Annotated in this window: 15 protein-coding genes and 1 pseudogene; 15 read left to right on the top strand and 1 reads right to left on the bottom strand. The window is 40.9% G+C overall.

The genetic code is table 11. From position 1 onward, the window contains the following. Positions 1 to 171: 171 nt before the first annotated feature. The 11 genes from CJ263_RS04640 to CJ263_RS04590 all read left to right on the top strand — a co-directional run bounded on the left by CJ263_RS04640 (position 172) and on the right by CJ263_RS04590 (position 10,766). Entirely contained in the window at positions 172 to 1,110 is a 939-nt protein-coding gene (locus CJ263_RS04640; protein WP_094996187.1) for an RraA family protein, read from the top strand. A 19-nt stretch (positions 1,111 to 1,129) separates the two neighbouring features. Next, positions 1,130 to 1,600 carry a nuclear transport factor 2 family protein gene (locus CJ263_RS04635; RefSeq protein WP_158657077.1) on the top strand — a complete coding sequence of 157 codons (471 nt, stop codon included), beginning with the start codon at positions 1,130 to 1,132 and terminating at the stop codon, positions 1,598 to 1,600. An 11-nt stretch (positions 1,601 to 1,611) separates the two neighbouring features. Next, positions 1,612 to 2,718 carry a bile acid:sodium symporter family protein gene (locus CJ263_RS04630; RefSeq protein ID WP_229702328.1) on the top strand — a complete coding sequence of 369 codons (1,107 nt, stop codon included), beginning with the start codon at positions 1,612 to 1,614 and terminating at the stop codon, positions 2,716 to 2,718. A 41-nt stretch (positions 2,719 to 2,759) separates the two neighbouring features. Then, the gene (locus tag CJ263_RS04625; protein ID WP_094996185.1) at positions 2,760 to 4,040 is read left to right on the top strand and encodes a mandelate racemase/muconate lactonizing enzyme family protein; all 1,281 of its coding nucleotides are present in this window, start codon (positions 2,760 to 2,762) and stop codon (positions 4,038 to 4,040) included. 27 nt (positions 4,041 to 4,067) lie between these two features. Continuing rightward, on the top strand, positions 4,068 to 5,003 hold the full coding sequence (locus CJ263_RS04620) for an RraA family protein (protein WP_229702329.1): 936 nt from the start codon (positions 4,068 to 4,070) through the stop codon (positions 5,001 to 5,003). 166 nt (positions 5,004 to 5,169) lie between these two features. Continuing rightward, positions 5,170 to 6,258 carry a Gfo/Idh/MocA family protein gene (locus CJ263_RS04615; RefSeq protein ID WP_094996184.1) on the top strand — a complete coding sequence of 363 codons (1,089 nt, stop codon included), beginning with the start codon at positions 5,170 to 5,172 and terminating at the stop codon, positions 6,256 to 6,258. Between the two features lie 158 nt (positions 6,259 to 6,416). Next, positions 6,417 to 7,427: a zinc-binding alcohol dehydrogenase family protein gene (locus CJ263_RS04610; RefSeq protein WP_094999110.1), complete on the top strand. Its 1,011-nt coding sequence runs from the start codon at positions 6,417 to 6,419 to the stop codon at positions 7,425 to 7,427. A gap of 14 nt (positions 7,428 to 7,441) precedes the next feature. After that, on the top strand, positions 7,442 to 8,275 hold the full coding sequence (locus CJ263_RS04605) for an amidohydrolase family protein (protein ID WP_094996183.1): 834 nt from the start codon (positions 7,442 to 7,444) through the stop codon (positions 8,273 to 8,275). A gap of 6 nt (positions 8,276 to 8,281) precedes the next feature. Next, a complete protein-coding gene (locus tag CJ263_RS04600; protein WP_094996182.1) occupies positions 8,282 to 9,076 on the top strand; it encodes an SDR family oxidoreductase in 795 nt (264 codons plus the stop codon). A 19-nt stretch (positions 9,077 to 9,095) separates the two neighbouring features. Further along, a complete protein-coding gene (gene fucP, locus CJ263_RS04595; RefSeq protein ID WP_094999109.1) occupies positions 9,096 to 10,415 on the top strand; it encodes an L-fucose:H+ symporter permease in 1,320 nt (439 codons plus the stop codon). A 3-nt stretch (positions 10,416 to 10,418) separates the two neighbouring features. Beyond that, entirely contained in the window at positions 10,419 to 10,766 is a 348-nt protein-coding gene (locus tag CJ263_RS04590; protein ID WP_094996181.1) for an L-rhamnose mutarotase, read from the top strand. Between the two features lie 170 nt (positions 10,767 to 10,936). Here CJ263_RS04590 and CJ263_RS04585 read toward each other — a convergent pair whose 3' ends face one another. Next, positions 10,937 to 12,520 (bottom strand): sulfatase family protein, encoded by a 1,584-nt coding sequence (locus CJ263_RS04585; RefSeq protein ID WP_229702330.1) that lies wholly within the window; start codon positions 12,518 to 12,520, stop codon positions 10,937 to 10,939. A gap of 442 nt (positions 12,521 to 12,962) precedes the next feature. Between CJ263_RS04585 and CJ263_RS04580 the strand changes: the two genes are divergently transcribed. The 4 genes and pseudogenes from CJ263_RS04580 (at position 12,963) to CJ263_RS04565 (ending at position 18,988) form a co-directional block, all read left to right on the top strand. After that, positions 12,963 to 13,349, top strand: a complete 387-nt coding sequence (locus CJ263_RS04580) for an HYC_CC_PP family protein (protein WP_094996179.1) — start codon at positions 12,963 to 12,965, stop codon at positions 13,347 to 13,349. A 106-nt stretch (positions 13,350 to 13,455) separates the two neighbouring features. Beyond that, a pseudogene (locus tag CJ263_RS04575) lies at positions 13,456 to 17,241 on the top strand (efflux RND transporter permease subunit). Then, on the top strand, positions 17,238 to 18,452 hold the full coding sequence (locus CJ263_RS04570; RefSeq protein ID WP_094996178.1) for a TolC family protein: 1,215 nt from the start codon (positions 17,238 to 17,240) through the stop codon (positions 18,450 to 18,452). The pseudogene CJ263_RS04575 and the gene CJ263_RS04570 overlap by 4 nt, the downstream one beginning before the upstream one ends. Before the next feature lie 8 nt (positions 18,453 to 18,460). Continuing rightward, positions 18,461 to 18,988, top strand: a complete 528-nt coding sequence (locus CJ263_RS04565) for a DUF3347 domain-containing protein (RefSeq protein ID WP_094996177.1) — start codon at positions 18,461 to 18,463, stop codon at positions 18,986 to 18,988. The last annotated feature ends 8 nt before the right edge of the window (positions 18,989 to 18,996 follow it).

Here is an 18,996-nt window from a genome sequence, read left to right as displayed (position 1 = left end):
AAAATAGGAATATTGAAACGCATTTTTATGAGCAAGATTTTGAGTTAGTTTGAGTTAGTTTGAGTGAGGTATGCGGACTCCCTTATTCATGAGGGAGTTCCTTGCCTTACTGAGTATTATTGGCTAAATTTTGAGAAAACTTAACCAATAAAAACTTTAATAGAACTAAAAATGAAAAATTTAAGGATAATAATTGCACTAACCTGTTTAGTTTTTGGGTATGAAGGAATCTCCCAAGGCGTAGCGGGGTCTGTAGAATATATTAAGGAATTAACCTCTGAATGGAACGGTGAGCGCTTCAAGGACGGGAGGCCCAAGGTCTCGGATGCCCTGTTGAAAAGAATGAAAAATATCCAAATAGAGGAGGCATGGGGATACTTGCGAAGAAAAGGATATAACAATCAATATGAGGGGGAATGGGAAATTATACACCCAGATAGTGTAATGACCGGAAGAGTAGTAACCGCCCAATACATGCCATTAAGGCCGGATTATCAAAAACTGATAAAATTAAAGGGAGCAAAGGAAAATAGGGATACCATAGGAGGAAGTAATTCATGGCCGATCCAGCAATTGGTTCCTGGGGATGTATATGTCGCAGATGGCTATGGTAGAATTATAGATGGTACATTAATAGGTTCCAATTTGGGAAATGCCATTTATACCAATTCCAAGAACGGGGTCATATTTGATGGCGGAGTTAGGGATGTTGCGGGGCTATTGGATATTGAAGGTTTCAATGGATGGCATAAGGGGGCGGACCCTTCCTATCTCCAGGAGGAAATGTTGACGGCCATCAATGTACCCATCCGCATTGGAAGGGCTACGGTATTGCCCGGGGATGTGGTTTTGGCAAATAGACATGGAACCGTATTTATACCGTCATATTTGGCTTCAGAATTAGTGCTTTCTTCCGAAATAGTTGGTCTAAGGGACCTTTTTGGATTCCAGAGATTACGTGAAAAAAAATATACAGCAGGCCAAATTGACACCCGCTGGACCGATGAAATCAATGCCGATTTTGAAAATTGGTTAAAATCCTATCCGGATAGTAAATTGCCCATGACCAGAAAAGAACTAAATGATTACATGGCGTCTAGAAAAAATTAACAACCAATACTTTTTAAAAATGAACAATCAGAAATCCATTAAGTTACCCATGCTGTTCAGGCCATCAGTAATTCTTACCCTGGTAAGCATATTCTGTTTTTCGTTATTATCGGCACAAAGCGATGATAAAAATGTTGCCAAAATAGAGAAAACGGTCACAGAATTATACAAAGCAATGGTAGATAAGAATAAGGCCATACTGCAGGACCTGACAATGGATGAATTAACCTATGGCCATTCTAGTGGTACTATAGAAAATAAAGCCGAATATGTTGATGGTGTATTGAATGGGGCATTCCAGTTTACGGAAATTACGCCCAAGGATCAAACCATTTCAATTTCAGGAAAAGTAGGTGTTGTGCGCCATATATTTGAGGCAAAAGGCACCAATAACGGTAAACCTGCAGATGTTAGAATTGGTTGCCTTTTGATTTTTCAAAAAGAAGGTGGTGGATGGAAATTATTGGCAAGACAAGCATATAAACTTTAAACCGTATACTCTTGGGAAAACTAAATATATATTCAATTTCTTTGGGCTTGGCTGGCCTTTTATTTCTAGTAATTATTGGTATGATTGTGACGGGAAACATAGACAAAGCCGGACCCTTTGTTCTAGGTTTCTTTGCATTATTGGCACTTGGTTTCAATGGCTATGAAAAAATGAAGGGATTAATATTTACCACTATGATTTTTGCGGGTGTTGCCGCAGCTTTATATTACCCTACCTATTTTACCAATTTCGGGGATTTTAAGTACACGGTCTTGATCATACCATTAATACAGGTTATCATGTTCGGTATGGGGACTACCATGAGCATCAAGGATTTTGCCGCAGTATTTCAATCGCCTAAGGGAGTTCTTATCGGGGTTTCGGCACAGTTGATCGTAATGCCGATAGTGGGCTATTGTTTGGCCCAAATAAGTAATTTTCCACCGGAAATTGCGGCCGGAATTGTGCTTATTGGGTGTTCGCCCAGTGGTGTAGCATCCAACGTAATGGCATTTTTGGCCAACGCCAATGTCGCCCTTTCTATTACAATTACTTCGTTAGCAACATTACTCGCGCCTTTTTTGACACCTTTAATGATGAAGTTATTTGCTGGCGAATTCATTGAAATAGATGTTCTTGCCATGATGTGGAGTATCGTTAAAATGATAATCATACCTATTGGTGCCGGGCTACTTTTCAATAGGATATTCGGTAATAGGGTCAAATGGTTAGAAAAGGCTATGCCTTTAATTTCCATGCTGGCCATTGGACTAATAATTACAATTATTACTGCAGCGGGAAGGGACAGCCTGTTGGAAATAGGAGGGATTCTAATGGTTCTTGTACTTGTACATAACTTTTTCGGCTATTTGCTGGGATACTGGTATGCCAGACTGTTTCGTATGACGGAAGAGGATTCAAGAACAATTGCCATTGAAGTAGGTATGCAGAACGCTGGTCTGGCCTCGGGTATTGCCAACAGCCTTGGCAAAATTGCTACTATGGGGTTGGCTCCTGCGGTTTTTGGACCGTTAATGAACATAACGGGATCTATACTTGCCTCGTATTGGCACGGAAAGCCCACGGAGATAGAATCTAAAGTTTTGGAAACTAATTAAAGGAAATAATTAAATTATATTAACAATAATCAAAAGAACCAATGAAAAATTCAAGAAGATCTTTTATATCAAAATCACTAATGGCCGGTGCCGGTTTGGGTATGGTTTCAAGTACCTATGGTAACGAGTATGTAACGGCTATTGACAAAAACCCTAAGCTTTCTGCACCCTCTGATTTAAAGATTACGGATGTAAAATGTGGTTTTATTCGCCGTGGTAGTGGTCTGTTTGTGAAAATACATACCAATCAGGGAATTTATGGTTGTGGAGAGGGTGTAGATGCAGTACCCGGTACCTACCACCTAGTCAAAAGAATGGGCTTTTTTTTAAGAGACAAAAGTCCCTTCAATGTTCATAAAATATTTGAGGATATTCGCCGAGCAGGTCATTTCGGTGGTGCCCAGTCAGGTACTTATGTAGCTGTTCTTTCGGCTATAGAAACTGCTTTATGGGATTTGGCTGGCAAAGCTTTGGACTTGCCTGTTTACAAATTATTAGGTGGAAAATTTAGGGATAAAGTCCGCGTTTATTGTGACACGGCCTTGTATCGTGTTCGTTTCCCGTCACCGGACGATTTTGCAACTGCGGCCAAGGATGCCATAAGCAACTGGGGCTTTAACGCATTGAAGTTCGATTTGGACTATGCCAGCGACCCGGATAAATATGATCGTTATAATTGGACGGCGAGTCCAGGGGAAATCATAAGAATGTATGACCAACTAGCAGCAGTAAGGGAAGCCGTTGGTCCAAAAATAGACCTTTGTGTTGATATGCATGGGCGATATGATCATGTTACGGCCCAGACCATTGCAAAAAAGGTGGAAGATTTAAACCTGACCTGGTTGGAGGAACCCATTCCTGCTGAAAATTTTGATGCCTTTAAAACCCTTACGGAAGAAACCAGTACTCCGATTTCTGCAGGAGAAAATGTGTATTTAGGTCATGGGTTTAAACAACTGTTGGACAATGGCGTGGATATTATTATGCCAGACCTTCAAAAATGTGGAGGTCTAGGTGAAGGTCAACGTATAGCGAACTTGGCTAATCTTTACTATGTTCCCTTCTCACCGCATATGGTTGCTTCTTTCTTAGGCGCAATGGCCTGTGCACATGTTTGTGCCACAGTACCAAATTTCCATTTAATGGAATGGCAATCCTATTTCCATACAGATCCAATGTTCAAGGAAATCGTTACGTATGACGAGGGAGACTGGGTAAAAGACAGTTTTGTAACAGTTTCAGAAAAACCAGGTATTGGAGTGGACATCAATGAAGATGCCATGCGAAAATATGCTCCTGAAGGAATACCATTTTTTGAATAATTAATAACACATTAAATAGAGACTATCATGTTACGAAAAAAGTATATGCTCATTGTGGTTCTTGTCGGTTTGGCAACCCAAATGATGGGGCAACAAATCAGTAAGGAAGAACTCATTTTTTTAACTCCCCAATGGACGGGAGAACGTTTTGATGATGGAAGACCCAAGGTTTCCGATGCCCTTTTGGAAAGAATAAAATCCGTTAGTGTGGAAGAGGCTTGGGCCGTTATGAAGAATGAAGGGTACAGATATCAAATTGCCGAAGGTTGGAAAATGATAAACCCGGATAGTGTACTTGTAGGACGTGCGGTTACGGCAACCTTTATGCCTGGTCGGCCCGATGTTTGGAAAGCCATCGATGATCGAGGAAAGGCCCAAGGAAAGCGAGGACAGAATACGTGGCCGGTAGATATTTTGGTAAAAGGTGATGTTTACGTAGCCGACCAATTTGGAGCGGACAAAGATGGACCAACGATTGGGGATAACGTAGGTAATGCCATATATGCCAAATCTGGGAATGGAATTGTTTATGATGGTGCGCTAAGGGATGTTGAGGGACTCATGGAAATAGGTGGTTTTACTTCTTATTATACCAGTTATGATGCTTCACACCATAATCCGCCAGGGGATTTGAACACTATGCTGATTGGAATCAATCAACCTACCAGAATCAGAACGGTAACCGTAATGCCTGGAGACGTAGTCTTGGGAAAAATGGGAGTGGTAACCTTTATACCCCCACACTTGGCAGAAAAGGTGGCTACGGTTTCCGAAGTTGTCCGTTTACGGGACATGTTTGGGCATCAACGGATTAAGGATGGAGTTTACACTGCCGGACAAATTGATACACGTTGGGCCGATGAAATTGAAAAGGATTTTAGTAAATGGCTAAACGAACATATTGATGATCTTCCCGTATCCAGGGAACAAATTCAGGAAATATTAAAGAAACGTACATGGTAAGTTAATGTAGACAACAAGCGGATATTATCTTCTAAGATAAAACTAGTCTAAAAATCTATTCCTTACTTTCATGAAAATCATGTAGGATTCATATTTTTTGTGTGCAATTGAAATGGGAAGTAGGAAAATTGATGTACAATGTAATTGATTTGAAGAACATGTCACTATGGAAAACCAAAGAAGAATTTTCATCAAAAAAGCGGGGATAATAGGTGCTGCGATAGCGTTTTCACCAAACGTATTATTATCGGCCACGGCTCCTAAAAAAGAAAAATTAGGGGTAGCCCTAGTTGGATTGGGTTACTATAGCACGGATCTTTTGGCCCCGGCATTGCAATTGACCAAGAATTGTGAGTTGAAGGGGATTGTTACGGGAAGCCCGGAGAAAATTCCAATATGGCAGGAAAAATATGGCATTGAGGATAAGAACGTTTATAACTATGGGAATTTTGACTCCATTTCCAATAACCCCGACATTGATGTTATCTATGTCGTGTTACCTCCTTCCATGCATGCTGAGTATACGATACGTGCTGCCAACACAGGAAAACATGTATGGTGCGAAAAGCCTATGGCTCCTTCTGTAGCTGAATGTGAAGCCATGATTAAGGCATGTGACGATAACAAGGTAAAATTGGCTATAGGGTATCGATGTCAGCATGACCCAAACATACAGGCTTACATGAACGTTGCCAAGGAACGCCCTTTTGGAAAGGTGAAAATGGTCACTTCCGCTGCTGGGTATTTTGATGGTAGAACAAACCATTGGAAACAGAACAAGGCTTTGGGAGGCGGTGCAATGGGGGATATGGGTGTTTATGCCTTACAAGGAGCTCGATTGGCCACAGGGGAAGAACCCAATTCCGTTATGGCACAAGCTTCCACAACACGACCAGAAATTTATCACGAAGTGGAAGAGACGATGATGTTTCAATTGGAATTTCCGAGTGGTGCCCGGGCCTCCTGTCAAACCAGTTTTGGGATAAACATGAACCATCTACAGGTCAATTATGAAAAAGGATGGCTTAAAATGGAGCCGCATTCTTCCTACAATGGCAACAACGGCAGTATGTCCGACAGTACCATAATTAATTTTCCCATAGAAAATCAACAGGCAAAGCAAATGGATGAAGATGCATGGGCCATAATGAACCAAGAATCTTTGTTGGTTCCTGGAGAGGAAGGCTTGAGGGATATTCGGGTCGTGGAGGCAATTTACAAGTCGGCAAATCAAAACTGTGCTGTAAAAATATAATCATTAGGGTTTGAGGCATTAATTTGCTTTAAACCCTATCCTTTCGTGTTGGCTGAAATATGAACTTCCATATGAAATCCGACAAAATATAATGGTATATTGGGTTGATGTTTTAGGTATGTGGATGATTTGCCATATGCCAAAGAAAAATGCAATTGATGAAATATATAGTTTGCGAGGAGCCCAACTATTTTGTTTTGAACGAAAAGGATGTCCCAACAAGAAAAGAAGGAGAGGCCTTATTAAAAGTTCACCGTGTAGGAATATGCGGCACCGATCTACATGCGTATAAGGGTAGCCAGGCATTTTTTAAATATCCACGGATATTGGGGCATGAACTCGCCGCGGAGGTATTGGAAATCGGAGAAAATAAACAAGGCCTAAAAGCCGGAGACCATGTGATCATTATGCCCTATGTTAGTTGCGGTACTTGTGTAGCCTGCAAAAAAGGTAAAACGAACTGCTGTACAAACATTAAGGTACTTGGCGTCCACGTAGATGGTGGAATGCAAGAGATAATCAGCGTTCCAACTGATTTGCTAATTCCGGCAGGAAATCTATCCTTTAATCAAATGGCTATTATTGAACCTTTGGCCATTGGGGCCCATGCCCTTAGAAGGGCAGGGGTACAAAAAGGAGAAACCATCGTTGTAATCGGTTGTGGTCCCATTGGTATCGGATTGATGAAACTTGCCCAAATAATCGGAGCAAACGTAATTGCTTTAGATGTCAATACAGACCGATTGAACTATGCAAGGAATGAAATAGGGGTAGCCCATGCTTTCCCTGTTCAAGAGAATCCGCAGGAAAAAATATCAGAAATCACAAACGGGGATATGGCAACAGCCGTTTTTGATGCTACAGGAAACCGCAAGGCGTTGGAGTCGGGCATCGACTATATGTCGCACGGGGGCAGATATGTTTTGGTAGGGCTTTCCAAAGGGGAGTTGACCTATAACCACCCCCAAATCCATGCTAAGGAAACGACACTTATGTGCAGTAGAAATGCCACATTGGAGGATTTTCAGTTCGTCATAGAACATATTGGACAATTTCCGACCGATACTTTTGTAACACATGAAGTACATTTTTCAGAAATGATATCAAATTTTGATTCTTGGTTACTTCCGGAAACGGGTGTGGTAAAGGCGATGGTTACTTTTGACTGAAATAAGGGTATAACATGATTATAGACGCACATCAACACTTCTGGAGGTATGGAACTGAAAAACATGCATGGATAGATGATGAAATGTCCAGTATAAGAAGGGACTTTCTACCCTCGGACTTAAAACCATTATATGAGGAAAATGGGGTTACTGGTTGTATTGCGGTACAGGCAGATCAGACCCTGAAAGAGAACGACTTTTTGTTGGAGCAGGCAAGAAAACACGATTTTATTAAGGGAATTATAGGATGGGTAGATTTACGTAGTAATGAATTGAAGAGTGATTTGGATTATTATGCCCAGTATCCACGGATTAAGGGATATCGCCATATTGTTCAGGCCGAAACAGACCCGTTATTCCTACTAAGAAAGGAATTTTTAAGGGGTATAGCGGAACTTCAAAAAAGAGATTTGGTTTATGAAATTTTGGTGTTTCCGCATCAATTACTCGCCGTTTTGGAATTTGTAAAACACTTCCCCCATATTACATTTGTCCTTGACCACATGGCCAAACCATACATTAAACAAGGTTTTTTTGAATCGTGGGCCTTGTTGATGAGGGAAATTGGACAAATCGAAAATGTAAACTGTAAAGTTTCGGGTTTAATTACGGAAGCAGATTACCAAAATTGGACCGAGCAAGAAATGGTACCTTACTTTGATTTAGTATTGGAATCTTTTGGGACACGGCGTATTCTTTATGGTTCGGATTGGCCCGTTTGTTTGGTAGCAGGAGAATATAAGGAGGTCCTGGCGTTGGCCAAAAATTTCGCCGATAAACTGTCAGCAAATGAGCAAGTGGATTTTTTTTATAACAATGCCCAACGAATTTATAATTTAAAAAATTGATGTCGTATGGATTTAAATCTTAAAAATAAAGTTGTTGTAGTCACAGGTTCTGCGGGAATGGAAGGAAGTATTGGGCATGCCATTATTTTTTCGTTGGCCAATGAGGGAGCTATTCCGGTTTTGATAGATAGAAATAAACGGGGGGTCGAATATGAAAAACAACTTCAGAAAATTCATCCGGAGTCCTCTTTTTATCAGACCGATTTAACCGATGTTTCACAAATTGAGGAGGCCATAACCAAGATTTCAAAAAAATATGGTAGGATTGATGCTGTAATAAATAATGTAGGGGTCAATGACGGTGCTTCATTGGAAGGTTCCATCGATGATTTTATGGATTCCCTTCGCCTAAATTTGGTCAGTTTTTTTGCGGTTGTCAAATTTGCCCTTCCACTCCTAAAAAGGAGTAAGGGCGCTATTTTGAATATTGGTTCCAAAGTGGCATTGACTGGGCAAGGAGGAACTTCCGGATATGCGGCTGCCAAAGGTGGTGTGTTGGGCCTAACGAGGGAATGGGCGGTCGATCTAATCGGCTATGGTATAAGAAGTAATGCGCTGATTATAGCAGAATGCTATACCCCGGCTTATGAAACATGGATAGAATCACTGGAAAATGGAACCGAGAAATTGAATTCCATAAAAAATACGATTCCATTGGAGTCAAGAATGACTACACCGGAAGAGATAGCAAATACCGCCCTCTTTGTAATTTCGGACAAATCCTCGCATACCACGGGTCAATTTGTTTTTGTCGATGGGGGATATGTCCATTTGGACAGAGCCCTGCTTCCTTCAAAATGATATAACCAACTCGATAACCATGACCAAGAAAAATACCACTCCATTAGTAAGAAGGACCATTTTAGTTCCTTTTATTTTAATAACCTCACTTTTTGCGCTTTGGGGCTTTGCCAATGATATTACAAATCCAATGGTTTCCGCATTCAAAAAGGTGCTGGAACTGGATAATTTTCAAGCCTCCTTGGTGCAATTGGCTTTCTATGGAGGGTACTTTACCATGGCACTACCCGCTGCTATTTTCGTGAACCGGTATTCCTATAAAAAGGGAATTCTAATGGGTTTGGCCCTTTATGCTATTGGGGCACTTCTCTTTTATCCTGCTACAGCCTATGAGCAATTCGGATTTTTTCTAGCGGCATTGTACATTCTTACTTTTGGTCTAGCTTTTTTGGAGACAACGGCCAACCCTTATATTCTGTCCATGGGATCGGAAGAAACGGCAACCAGACGTTTAAATCTGGCACAGGCTTTTAATCCCGTTGGTGCCCTGTTGGGACTTGTGGTAGCACAAAAATTCATTTTGGCCGCACTTCAATCGGATGATTTATTACCCAATGGAGAACCCGTTTATGGTACATTGACTGAAAGTGCCAAAGAATTGGTAAGAACCTCTGATTTATCCGTAATTAGGAATCCCTATGTTATTCTGGGTTTAGTTGTAATCGCTTTTTTTGTGATTATAGCTGCCATGAAAATGCCACATAATGAAAGACAGGAAGGAAAAGTAGCCATTGGGGACTCCATTAAAAGATTGTTCAAATCCAAAAAATTTGTTGGAGGCGTTGTGGCACAGGCCTTCTATGTAGGCGCCCAAATAATGTGCTGGACGTATCTTTATCAATATGCCGAATCTTTTGGTATAGACAACGCCAGTGCAGTCAATTATGGCATTGCGGCATTGGTCATCTTTTTGTCCGGTAGATGGGTGGGCACGGCAATGCTTCGTTCTATAAGACCCGGTAAATTGTTGTTCTTTTTTGCTTTAGGTGCTTCGATATGCACCTTGGTCACCATATTTGTTCCGGGAATAGTTGGACTTTATGCCCTGGTAGGAATCTCTTTTTTTATGTCAATAATGTTTCCAACCATTTATGGAATTGCATTGGATGGGCAGGGTGATGATTCCAAGTTCGGGGCTGCATTTTTGGTCATGGCAATAGTGGGAGGTGCGTTAATGCCAACATTGCAAGGTCTTATTTTGGATTTGGGCGGAACCGGTTATACCGATGTCAATATATTAGGTGTGCCTGAAGTTAACTTCTCCTTTATATTACCGTTGGGCTGTTTTGTTTTGGTAGCGATTTATGCCCGAAACGTATACGCAAAATATAACATTTAATCAATGAAAACTACGAGACGTTTTTGTTATGCCTGTGATTTGGTAAAGGATTCAAAAATAATAGCACAATACCGGGAATATCATTCGGAAGGCAAAGTTTGGCCAGAAATTACGGATAGCATTAAAGCTGCCGGTATTGTGGATATGGAAATCTATTTGGTGGAAAATCACTTGTTTATGATTGTAGAAGTAGACGATACCTTTAGTCCAGAACGAAAGAGAAAAATGGACGAAGGGAATCCAAAAGTTCAAGAATGGGAACAGTTGATGTGGAAATTTCAGCAAGCATTACCCTCCGCATTGGAAGGTGAAAAGTGGGTGGCCACAGAATGTATTTTTAAATTGCGTTGACACCTGTTTAAATGGGTTTCTTAAATAACGGATTTGTTTATGGCGCCTAATGCTATACGGTAATGGCTAGATGTCAAAACAAAGACTAGTACGGTAATTCAAAAGCCTACCTTTAACGGTAGGCTTTCGCATATTTAAACGAGAAAAGGATATTCAGTCCTTTGAAACTATCAATCTTCTTTCTTTGAACTTTCCCATTTTTCTACCATAGGCTTCAAAATATCATCTTCAACGCCATATACTTTACCCTCTTTTGCGAGTGGCATAAATTCGTCTATATACTTTTGACTGAGTGCTTCAGAGTCACCATATTGTTCACGTAAGGCATCCAATTTTTGGTGCAGATCCTTTTGTATTTCTGCATAGGCCGGATCATCATAATAATTGTGCTGTTCCAAAGGGTCTTTTTTTCTATTGATCAATTCCCAATAGTCCATATCGAAATAATAATGAATCAATTTATAGTCCTTGGTAATCGCTGCATAATGCCTGTTGACATTGTGCTCGGAAGGATGTTCGTAATAGTGATAGTAAACGGCATCCCTGTTCCAATTTTCCATATCACCGGTAAGAACGGGAACCAAACTCTTTCCCTGCATGTCCTCGGGTTGTTCTACGCCGGCCACGTCCAAGAATGTTTCGGCAAAATCCAGGTTCTGGACAAGTTCATCGGATACACTTCCGGCTTTTACCCGATTTGGCCAAGAAACCAAAAGCGGCGTTTTAAGACTTTCGTCGTACACGAATCTTTTGTCGAACCAGCCATGTTCCCCAAGGTAAAAACCTTGATCGGACGTATACACAATAATCGTGTTGTCCATCATGTTATTGGCTTCTAAATAATCCAAAACCCGACCCACGTTCTCATCGACAGATTTGATAGTCCCCAAATAATCCTGCATATATCTTTGATAGCGCCATTTGGCAATATCCTTTTCTGTCATGCTTGGATATTGTTCAATGAAATCTTCCGCAACTTTTCTGTAGTATGTATCAAAATTTGCTTTTTGGGTGGAGTCTAATCTTCCAACCGTCATTTCGTATCTGCGCTTGTCAAAACCAATTTGTTCTTCCAACCCTAATTGATCCATAACTTCAGGATAGAGCTTGCTGTCGGCCGCCCAACCCATATCGCCGTCTATTTTCATTTCGGCCACCTTAGCCGCGGGCATTCCTTCATGGTCATCGAACAAGGTTTTGGGTTCTGGAAAAGTTTTATTCGTGTATTCCTCCATATGTCGTTCCGCCATCAACCAGGACCGGTGTGGGGCTTTATGCAGGTACATGAGCATAAAGGGCGAATCTTTTTTACGTTCATTTTCCAGCCATTCTAGGGTCATGTCCGTTACAATATCTGTTACATATCCCTTTACGTTGATTTCACCTTCATTTTTTGTGATAAAATCTGGATTGTAATAAGAACCCTGGCCCGGTAATATTTTGAACTGGTCAAAACCTTTTGGGTTGTTTCCAAAATGTAACTTACCAAACATGGCGGTTTGGTAACCCGCCTTTTGCAATAGTTGTGGAAAGGTGACATTAGTAGTGTCGAAAGGGGAGACATTGTCAATCTTGCCATTTATATGGGAGTGCTTTCCGGTTAAAATAGTAGCTCTAGAAGGAGCACAAATAGAATTGGTAACACTGGCATTGGTAAATAACATGCCCATTTTGGCAATCCTATCAATGTTGGGTGTCTCGATCAAGCTATTGTCATACGCAGAAATAGCTTGATAGGCATGGTCGTCCGACATGATAAACACAATATTGGGCCGCCCCGCTTTCTCTTCAGATTCAGGTTTTGTTTCAGAATTACATCCAAGTAAGCAAATCGAAGAAAGTAAAAGGCTCCCAAACCCTATAAAAAATCTTTTAAGGAGTTTATATTGGTTGGGTTTAAAATTCATATCAAATAGTATATATTAAAGCCCTTTAAGTTACTGCATTTTCGAATTAATTATTTTAGTCTAAAAAATAGATTTTTCTTCATCTTCTTGGGCGTTTTTTTGCTAATAAAAAAAGAAGAACCTCTATAAGCCGTATTTTCATTTGATTGATTATCAAATATCATCTTGAAATCTGCGTTATTCCAGTACTATTAAATTAGAATCAAAGACTTTACAGTAATACAATTTGTTTATTTTGTATTTTTGAAGGGCAATGAAGGACATCTTCCAATAAATAGTATCTATTACCATGGCACTTTTAGTGCTGTTTACCACGACATCGTTCTCGGTAGACATGCATTATTGTGGAGACCATCTTATAGATTTTAGCCTTTCTGGAGACGTGGAACGTTGTATGATGCAACCACAGATTTCCCATGAAACGTCTAGTTGTCCTATGATGGAAATGAAAATGGATTGCTGTTCCGATGTGGAACTTGCTGTTACGGGTCATGACGACTTACAAATTTCCTTCTATCAATTGTCTTTTGATAAACAGTTGTTTATTACCTCCTTCGTATATACTTATTCCTGTTTATTTGAAAACAGGCATCAAGAAAAAGTACATTTTAAGGATTATTCCCCTCCTCCCTTGATCAGGGATGTCCAGGTTCTAGACCAGACCTTCCTAATTTGATTTTTAGGCATTTAATTTTTCCCTGTTAACTAATGGTTTCCAGGCATGTTTTGTTATAAACTATTTCAAGACTTGAAAATGTTTAACTGTCTAATTATCAAAGTATATGCTGAATAAAGGCATAAATACCTTATAGAAAACAAACTGATTGCGGTTCTCATGCTCCTCCTATTTGTAGGATGGGGTATAGTAAACGCCCCGTTCAATTGGAATATTGGAATTTTACCAACCGATCCGGTTGCAGTTGATGCTATTCCGGATATTGGTGAAAATCAACAGATTGTTTTTACGAAATGGGAAGGTCGCTCTCCACAGGATATAGAGGATCAGATTACCTACCCTTTAACGAGTTCCTTGTTGGGTATTCCCGGAGTTAGAACTGTTCGCAGCTCTTCCATGTTTGGGTTTTCCAGTATCTATATCATTTTTGAGGAAGAGGTAGAGTTCTATTGGTCCCGCAGTAGAATTCTGGAAAAGCTCAATTCGCTGCCAAATGGATTGTTGCCGGAAGGGGTAACCCCTACATTAGGTCCGGATGCTACCGGATTGGGACAGATATTCTGGTATACCTTGGAAGGTAGGGACGAAGAAGGCAATGTCACCGGCGGATGGGATTTACAGGAACTACGAAGCATACAGGATTACTATGTAAAATATGGATTGTCGGCTGCTGGTGGGGTTTCAGAAGTGGCTTCCATTGGTGGGTATGTTCAGGAATATCAAGTGGATGTTGACCCGGAATTGATGCGACAGTATGGTATTGGACTTACAGATGTTGTGAAGGCCGTAAAGCAGAGCAATCAAGATTTAGGAGCCCAAACTTTGGAAATGAACCAGGTCGAATATCTAATTCGGGGACTGGGATATATAAAATCCCTAGCGGATATTGAAAATGCGGTAGTTGCATCTGAAGACTTTACATCCATTCGTATCAAGGATATTGCCAAGGTACATTTAGGACCCGCAAGCCGACGGGGCATATTGGACAAGGAGGGAGCAGAGGTCGTTGGCGGTGTTGTTGTAGCCAGATATGGTGCCAATCCTTTGGAAGTCATTACAAACGTGAAGGACAAGATTATGGAATTGAGTGGCGGACTGCCGTCTAAAGTTTTAGCTGACGGACGTACCTCGCAATTGACCATTGTGCCTTTCTATGACCGTACGGAACTGATTCAGGAAACCTTGGGTACTTTAAACGAAGCCCTGACCTTGGAGGTGCTCATTACCATTTTGGTAATCATCGTTATGGTTTTTAACCTAAGGGCATCGCTGCTTATATCTGCACTGTTACCCGTGGCCATTCTTATGGTTTTTATCACCATGAAATTATTTGATGTGGATGCCAATATCGTAGCATTATCCGGTATTGCCATTGCTATAGGAACCATGGTCGATGTTGGGGTCATATTGGCGGAAAATATGATACGGCATTTGGAGGATGAAAAGCTGAGAATTCGGGAGGATGGAAGTCACCTCACAACGAATGAAATCGTCTACAATGCGACTTCAGAAGTTTCGGGAGCTATCCTTACAGCGGTGTTGACGACCATTATAAGTTTTATCCCTGTTTTTACCATGATAGGTGCGGAAGGTAAATTGTTTCGGCCCTTGGCCTTTACCAAAACCATGGCTTTATCCGCCTCTCTAGTAATCGCCTTGTTTTTGATTCCTCCCTTTGCTGCATTCCTTTTTAAAAAATCAAAAAGACAATTGCCATTCCGCAAAGTTTGGAACTATGCTCTTATAGCTTCGGGGGTTTTGGCTATAATTTTTGGTTTTTGGTTGGGCTCGGCCTTGGTCGCCTTCGGATTCTTAGGGTTATGGTTTGGTTTTAAGGCTATAGAAAATTTCAGGTTTTCCATAAATCGTTATCAGGTATCGGTTTCTAAAAAAATTGGCAAACATTGGTATTTCCGTTTTGGTTATTGTTATTCTCCTTGCGGAATATTGGAGGCCCTTGGGCTTTGATCGGGGATTGGTCATAAATTTCATTTTCGTTGCGATTATCTGCTTTGGTCTATTGGGGATTTTCTCTTTATTCAAAAAATACTATTCCAAAATCCTACAGTGGGCGCTTGAAAATAAAGGACTTTTTATATTAATTCCTTCTACCGTATTGATCTTGGGAATATGGATTATGAGAAATACAGGCAAGGAATTTATGCCATCACTTAACGAAGGTACCTTCCTTTTGATGCCTACTTCTCTACCGCACGCAGGAGTGGCTGAAAACAAACGTGTTTTGCAACAGTTGGATATGGTGGTGGCCAACATTCCCGAGGTGGAGACTGTGGTAGGAAAAGCAGGGAGGACCGAATCGGCTTTGGATCCTGCACCGCTCTCCATGTACGAAAACGTCATTCAATACAAGTCGGAGTTTATGCGAAATACCGAGGGTAAAAGGCAAAGGTATAAAGTAAACACGGACGGACTTTTCATTTTGGAAAATGGAAAGCTGCATATTAACCCGAACAATCCTATAGACAATAACGGCAAGTATGATGCTACCCAACTGGCTGAAACGGTATCTCGAGAGGATTTGATTGAAGATAGCAATGGGGATTATTTTAGAAACTGGAGACCGGAAATTAATACTCCGGACGATATATGGAATGCAATTGTATCCGCCACCAGATTGCCCGGTGTAACCTCGGCACCTAAACTTCAGCCCATAGAAACTAGGTTGGTCATGTTACAGACCGGCATGCGTGCACCCATGGGTATTAAGGTCAAAGGACAGGATTTACAGCAAATTGAAAGTTTCGGTCTGCAGTTGGAAGATATCCTTAAGGAGGCTGAAGGTGTAAAGGAACAGGCGGTATTTGCGGACCGAATCATTGGTAAGCCCTATTTGCTTATCGATATAAAAAGGGAACAGTTGGCGCGATATGGTATCTCCATAATGGATGTTCAGAATATTCTTGAAGTCGCAGTCGGCGGTATGCCCTTGACACAAACGGTAGAGGGTAGGGAAAGATATTCGGTTAGGGTCAGGTATCCTCGAGAGCTTAGGGATAATCCTACCGACCTAAAAAACATTTATGTTCCTGTAGAAAATGGAAGTCCTGTACCCCTTGGTGAATTGGTGGACATTCAATATGAAAAGGGACCTCAAGTCATTAAAAGTGAGGATACCTTTTTGGTAGGTTATGTGCTGTTCGATAAGCTGGACGGTTTTGCTGAAGTAAATGTCGTTGAAAATGCACAGGCTTTAATACAGGAAAAAATAAATAATGGAGAGTTAAAGGTGCCTAGCGGTATAAGCTATAGGTTTACGGGTACTTACGAAAACCAATTAAGGGCAGAAAAGACATTGTCCTTTGTAGTTCCCTTGGCCTTGTTGATTATATTTCTAATACTTTACTTTCAATTTAGGTCGGTCACCACATCTTTAATGGTGTATACCGGTATTGCAGTAGCTTTTGCTGGTGGATTTATCATGATTTGGCTTTACGGACAGGATTGGTTCTTGAATTTTAGCTTGTTCGGGGAAAACCTTCGGGATTTATTCAACATGAAGACCATCAATTTGAGTGTTGCCGTCTGGGTCGGGTTCATTGCCCTATTCGGAATTGCAACGGATGATGGGGTGGTTATGGCCACCTACTTGACGCAGACTTTTGATAGGGAAAATCCCAACAATGTAAAGGAGATTCGTTCAGCAGCTTTGGAGGCTGCCAACAAACGAATTCGGCCTTGTTTGATGACCACGGTTACCACTATTTTGGCTTTGTTGCCTGTCATGACCTCTACAGGGAAGGGAAGCGATATTATGATTCCTATGGCCATACCCATTTTTGGGGGAATGGTAATAGATATAACCTCCTATTTTCTGGTACCTGTGCTGTACAGTTGGAAAAAAGAGTATCAATTAAAACGAGCTAACAAATGAGAACAATACTAATTATATTTCTGATACTGTTCGGATTTACCCTGAATGCGCAAAGTCTGGAATCCTATTTGGTAGAGGCAGAAGCAAACAATCCAGAAATACAGGCCTACGAGCTCCGATATAACATTTCCAAGGAAAAAGTGGGGGAAGCTAAGAGCTTGCCCAACACATCTATCAGTGCTGGTTATTTCGTAAGTGAGCCGGAAACCCGTACCGGGGCACAGCGTACCCGACTTTCCGTTGCACAGATGCTTCCTTGGTTTGGAACGATTACGGCTAGGGAAAGCTATGCAAACTCCCTTGCGGAAGCGGATTATTTAGATTTGGCTATAGCCAAAAGAAAGTTGGCATTATCGGTAGCTCAATCCTATTATGAACTCTATGTGTTAAATGCGAAACAAATAGTTTTAAGGGAAAACATGCAATTGTTGGATACATATGAAAAATTGGCATTGACCTCCGTTGAGGTAGGGAAGGCTTCGGCTGTGGAGGTACTGCGTTTGCAAATTTGCCAGAATGAATTACAGCAACAAATTGATGTTTTGGAGCAAAAGGCCTTGGCGGAAAAGGCTAACTTCAATGGACTAAGAAACCAGGAAAAAAGTCTATCGGTAGATGTGGTATCGCAACTCGATATACCCTTGGAAGATCCAATTTACGAGAATAAGAACTTGGAATTGAATCCTGAACTTTTGCGGTATGACAGATTGTATGAATCGGTCGTACAATCGGAAGCATTAAATCAGAAACAGAGTGCCCCGAGTTTTGGGGTAGGGCTGGATTATGTCGCCGTTTCCGAAAGGCCCAATATGGATTTCAGCGACAATGGAAAGGATATTGTCATGCCAATGGTTTCCCTGTCCATTCCCTTATTTAATTCATCCTTTAAATCGGTATCCATACAAAATGAACTTCGGCAAAAAGAACTTCAATCTCAAAAACAGCAACGGTTGAACGTGCTGGAAACTACTTTGGCAAGGGCGATTTCCCAGAGGAATCAAGCAAGGATTGCATACAATACTTCGAGGAAGAATTTGGAGCAGGCAAAGGATGCAGAGGAAATACTTACTAAAAATTATGAAACTGGAACCATTGATTTTAATGACGTGCTGGATATTCAGGAATTACAGCTCAAGTTTCAGATAAATCAATTGGAAGCAGTAAAATCGTATTACGAACAAAGTTCAATAATTAACTATTTAATTCAATAACAACAACTATGAAAAAAGTAACAACTGCCCTAATGACAATGATTTTAATGTTATCACTTGCTTGCAAGGAAGAAAAGAAAGTTGCCGAACCTTCAACTCAAGAACCCGTGGTAGAAGAACAGGCCAAAGATATGGCAGTGGCATCTTTCGATGATGAAAGTACCCATGCATTATTTAATGAGTATCAAAAATTAAGGGTAGCCTTGGTAGAAACTGCTCCAGATAGGGCCAAAACGGCAGCTGAAGAAATGAAAGCCACTATAAGTGAGAGCTACAATGAAATAGGTACTTTGGCCGATGAAATTTCCAAAGCGGGAGATGTTGAAAAACAGCGTGAACTATTTTCTCAGCTTACGGAAAAGGTAGAGCCTGTTTTCAAAGGATCCATTGAAGGCGGCGTAATTTATAAGCAATTTTGTCCGATGGCCTTTGAAGGAAAGGGGGGATATTGGATTTCGGATGTAGCGGAAATAAGAAACCCTTATTTTGGAGATAAGATGCTTACCTGTGGTAAGGTGACCGAAACAATACAATAAGGAACTAT

Origin of the sequence: Maribacter cobaltidurans, assembly GCF_002269385.1 — a bacterium.
Taxonomy (GTDB): Bacteria; Bacteroidota; Bacteroidia; order Flavobacteriales; family Flavobacteriaceae; genus Maribacter; species Maribacter cobaltidurans.
The sequence above is the reverse complement of the archived record's forward strand: the minus strand, read 5'-3'. Positions and strand labels throughout refer to the sequence as shown.

What these genes read in the sequence shown, in the direction of transcription:
- CJ263_RS04640 (WP_094996187.1), top strand. Translation starts at nt 172, where the DNA reads ATGAAAAATTTAAGGATAATAATTGCACTAACCTGTTTAGTTTTTGGG.
- CJ263_RS04635 (WP_158657077.1), top strand. Translation starts at nt 1,130, where the DNA reads ATGAACAATCAGAAATCCATTAAGTTACCCATGCTGTTCAGGCCATCA.
- CJ263_RS04625 (WP_094996185.1), top strand. Translation starts at nt 2,760, where the DNA reads ATGAAAAATTCAAGAAGATCTTTTATATCAAAATCACTAATGGCCGGT.
- CJ263_RS04620 (WP_229702329.1), top strand. Translation starts at nt 4,068, where the DNA reads ATGTTACGAAAAAAGTATATGCTCATTGTGGTTCTTGTCGGTTTGGCA.
- CJ263_RS04615 (WP_094996184.1), top strand. Translation starts at nt 5,170, where the DNA reads ATGGAAAACCAAAGAAGAATTTTCATCAAAAAAGCGGGGATAATAGGT.
- CJ263_RS04610 (WP_094999110.1), top strand. Translation starts at nt 6,417, where the DNA reads ATGAAATATATAGTTTGCGAGGAGCCCAACTATTTTGTTTTGAACGAA.
- CJ263_RS04605 (WP_094996183.1), top strand. Translation starts at nt 7,442, where the DNA reads ATGATTATAGACGCACATCAACACTTCTGGAGGTATGGAACTGAAAAA.
- CJ263_RS04600 (WP_094996182.1), top strand. Translation starts at nt 8,282, where the DNA reads ATGGATTTAAATCTTAAAAATAAAGTTGTTGTAGTCACAGGTTCTGCG.
- fucP (WP_094999109.1), top strand. Translation starts at nt 9,096, where the DNA reads ATGACCAAGAAAAATACCACTCCATTAGTAAGAAGGACCATTTTAGTT.
- CJ263_RS04590 (WP_094996181.1), top strand. Translation starts at nt 10,419, where the DNA reads ATGAAAACTACGAGACGTTTTTGTTATGCCTGTGATTTGGTAAAGGAT.
- CJ263_RS04585 (WP_229702330.1), bottom strand. Translation starts at nt 12,520, where the DNA reads ATGTCGGACGACCATGCCTATCAAGCTATTTCTGCGTATGACAATAGC.
- CJ263_RS04580 (WP_094996179.1), top strand. Translation starts at nt 12,963, where the DNA reads ATGGCACTTTTAGTGCTGTTTACCACGACATCGTTCTCGGTAGACATG.
- CJ263_RS04570 (WP_094996178.1), top strand. Translation starts at nt 17,238, where the DNA reads ATGAGAACAATACTAATTATATTTCTGATACTGTTCGGATTTACCCTG.
- CJ263_RS04565 (WP_094996177.1), top strand. Translation starts at nt 18,461, where the DNA reads ATGAAAAAAGTAACAACTGCCCTAATGACAATGATTTTAATGTTATCA.